The sequence below is a fragment of the Blastomonas sp. CCH1-A6 genome, assembly GCF_001556365.1.
In the GTDB taxonomy this organism is placed as follows: Bacteria; Pseudomonadota; Alphaproteobacteria; order Sphingomonadales; family Sphingomonadaceae; genus Blastomonas; species Blastomonas ursincola.
Map to the genome: position 1 here is coordinate 1 of NZ_LSIS01000456.1, position 1,229 is coordinate 1,229.

A 1,229-nucleotide genomic window follows, 5' to 3' on the forward strand; every position below is an offset into this window, starting at 1 on the left:
GCCCGAATTCGAGCCCCGGAGCGGCTTTCGCCACCGCCGCGATGAACGCGCCCGCGCCGCCGCCGACATCGAGCATCCGCTGGTGCTGGCCGAAGCGCCAGGCGTGCACCACCTGATCGGCGACCATCGGCTGCGAAGCGGCCATCAGCTGCGAATAGGGCGAGACCGCCGCCTGATTCTCGCCCTCGCTGCCATCGCCCAGCGCATAGGGCCAGTAGCCGGCAAGCGCGCCCGGTTCGCTGCGCTCGCCGCGCAGCAGCGACAGTGGATCGGCCAGATCGGCATAGAGCAGGTGATGGTGGCGGATCATCGCGATCGCGCCCGGATTGCCGGTCAGCGCGACACCCTGCTCGCCGAGCATCCACAGATCGTCGCCGACACATTCGATCACGCCCAGCGCCGCCGCCGCGCGCAGCAGCCTGTGGGTCGCATCCTCGCCCAGCCGCGCCAGCGCGCCGAGTTCGGCGGAGCTTGCCGCGCCCTGTTCCAGCCGCGCCACAATCCCGCCTTCGACACAGGCATAAAGCGTCTGCGAATAGGTGAACCCGGCGATGATATCGAACAGCCGCCGCGCGCGCACCCGCGATATGCCGCGCGCCAGAATCGAGCGCGAGGCCCAGGACTGGAAGGCGGGGTTGCCGATCACCTTGTTGCGCCAGCCGACCCAGCGCTGCTTGAACCCCGCCATGCTGGTCAGGCCGCTACGGCAGGACGGCGCGCGGCAAAGGCGAGGATGATCTCGGCGATGCGATCGGGCGCCTCTTCATGCGCCAGATGTCCCAGATCGGGAATCACGCTGAGTTCGGCGCCCGGGATCAGTTTCGCCGCGCGCTCGACCGAATCGGTGGGGACCATCGCGTCGCGCCCGCCATGGATCAGCAGCGTGCGTCCGGTCAGCCCCGGCAGGCTGGCCGAGAGCGTCTCCAGGTCCCAGTTCGCCATCATCCCGATCGCGCCGGCGCAATGGTCGGACGTGCGGAACAGCCGGTGATAGAGGTCGATGCCCAGGTCATCGATGCGCGATCCGGTCGATTTCTTGAGGAAGCGCGCGACCTCGCCCCGGCTGCTTGCCATCTGCGCAAAGATCATCGCGGTGAACGGATTGACGAACAGCATCCGCGCGAGCGCCGGGAACAGCCGCGCGGCGAGCCCCGGAAAGGGCATCAGCGCGGGCGTCAGGCCGATCAGCGTCGCATCCCAGCGTTCGTCCATCGCCAGCCGTGCGCCGA

General features: G+C 69.0%; 2 protein-coding genes. Both read right to left on the reverse strand.

Features of this window, described 5'->3' with window-relative positions; genetic code table 11:
• Nucleotides 1-688 (reverse strand): methyltransferase (locus AX735_RS20565; RefSeq protein WP_446471841.1); only part of this gene is annotated, 688 nt, incomplete at its 3' end.
• A gap of 5 nt (nt 689-693) precedes the next feature.
• A partial coding sequence (locus AX735_RS20570; protein ID WP_156447561.1) for an alpha/beta fold hydrolase occupies nt 694-1,229 on the reverse strand: 536 nt, incomplete at its 5' end.